General features: G+C 65.2%; 1 protein-coding gene. It reads right to left on the bottom strand.

Annotation, left to right across the window (positions count from 1 at the left end; genetic code table 11):
* Positions 1 to 1,926, bottom strand: a 1,926-nt coding sequence (locus NTW95_12480) for a homocysteine S-methyltransferase family protein (GenBank protein ID MCX6558224.1), incomplete at both ends; no start/stop codon positions are given.

The raw sequence follows: 1,926 nt of genomic DNA, 5'->3' as shown, positions 1-1,926 counted from the left end.
GCCTTGTTCGAACAATTCTCCCACCTCGGCCATGCCTTTGAGCAGATGGGCGTTGACAATGTCCAGGGCAGGCATTTTTTTTGCCAGGGCCTCGAGGTCCTTCTCGATGCCGGCGGCGTTGCCGTTCAGTATGGCGGCGCGCAGGTGTTCCTCGGGGCTTGAAATCACGATTTTATCCGCACTGCCGCTTTTTCCCAAGTCCTGAAAATGGTCGCATAAAACCAGCAGCGGATCCCGGCCTTGACCTTGGCCACTACGGTTGAAGATGAGGTCCTCGGCCAGGCGGATCTCCTCGGCGTCGATACGGTTCAGGGGTAGGATGCGGGCGGCGTGAAAGATGGCGGCGTCCAGTCCCTGCTGGACGGCATGATAGAGGAACACGGCGTTGACGATCTTCCTGGCCGCCGGCTGGAGGCCATAGGAAATATTGCTCACGCCGAGCATGGTCTGGGCGGCGGGCATCCGTTGCTTGAGAACGGGCAGGGCGGCCAGGGTTTCCTTCCCGGCATCGGCCAGGCCGGGATCGCCGGAAGCGAGGGTGAAAGTCAGCGGGTCCAGAAAGAGGTCGCAGGCGGCGATGCCCCTGGCCAGGGCCAGGTCGTGGAGCCGCTGCAACACGGCGACTTTCCTTGCCTTGGTGTGAGCCATCCCCTGTTCATCGATGGCCAGGCAGACCACGGCGGCGCCGAAATCCGCGGCCAGGGCGAGAATCGCCTCGGCGCGGGCTCCCCCGTCCTCCAAATTGATGGAATTGATCACGGCCCGGCCCGCGTATTGTTTCAGCCCCGCCTCCAGCGCCTCCAAGCTGGTGCTGTCCAGCATCAGCGGCAGGCGGCTTTGCCCATTCAGCCGCGCTACGATCCGCTCCATGTCCCGGGCTTCGCTGCGGCCGGCATAGCCCACGTTCAGGTCCAGCAGGTGCGCCCCTTCGCGGACCTGCTCCTGGGCCACGGCCAGCATGGCATCCAGGTCGTCGGCCAGGAGGGCCGCCTTGAATTTGCGGCTGCCGGAGGCGTTCGTCTGTTCGCCGATGATCAGCGGGGCGGGTCGTACCCGGAAATCCTGGGTCGCGAACAGGGAGGTCGCCTGGCCGCGGTGGGGGATCCTTTTTCGCGGCGCCGGAGCGAGCCCGCCCACCCGGCGCGCCAGGGCACGGATGTGGCGCGGCGTCGTGCCGCAGCAGCCGCCCACCAGCGCCGCTCCGGCATCTGTGACGAAAGCGCCCAACTGGCGCGCAAAGAGCGCCGGCTCCAGGTCATAGAGGTACTCCCCGGCTTTGAATTTCGGCAGCCCGGCATTGGGCATCACCGCCAGCGGAAACGGGGATGTCTCGGCCAGTTTCCTGACCGCGTCCCGCATGTCGGCCGGACCGGTGCCGCAATTTATGCCGAAGGCGAAAAGGGGGTAAGGAATAAACGTGGCCAGCGCCGTAGCGATGTCGGTTCCCAGCAGCATGCGGTCTTTTTCCAGGGTGACCAGCACGCTGACCGGGCGGCGCTGCCGCCTCTCCCGAAAAACCCTGCTCAACGCGCGCAGGGCGGCCTTGGCCTGCAGCATGTCCTGGCAGGTTTCCACCTGGAAGAGGTCGACGCCGCCGTCGAACAGTCCCAGCCCCTGGGCATAGTAGGAATCTTCGAGTATGGCGAAGCCGGTCTGCTGCAAACTGGGCAGCCGCGAACCCGGCCCCATGGATCCGGCTACATAACGGGGTTGCCCTGGCGTACTGTGTGCCGCTGCGGCGGCGACCGCCAGCTCCGCCGCCTTCTTGTTCAGTTCATAGGTCCGTTCCTGCAGCCCGTACTTGGCCAGCTCGCTGGCCTGGGCGCCGAAGGTGTTGGTCTCGAGAATGTCGCAGCCGGCGGCCAGGTACGAGGAATGGATGGCGCTGATGGTGTCGGGCCGCGAGAGGGTGAGATAGTCATAGCA

It is taken from the genome of Candidatus Aminicenantes bacterium, from assembly GCA_026393795.1.
Classification (GTDB): domain Bacteria; phylum Acidobacteriota; class Aminicenantia; order UBA2199; family UBA2199; genus UBA2199.
Note: the sequence above shows the minus strand (reverse complement) of the source record. Positions and strands in the feature narration are given on the sequence as shown.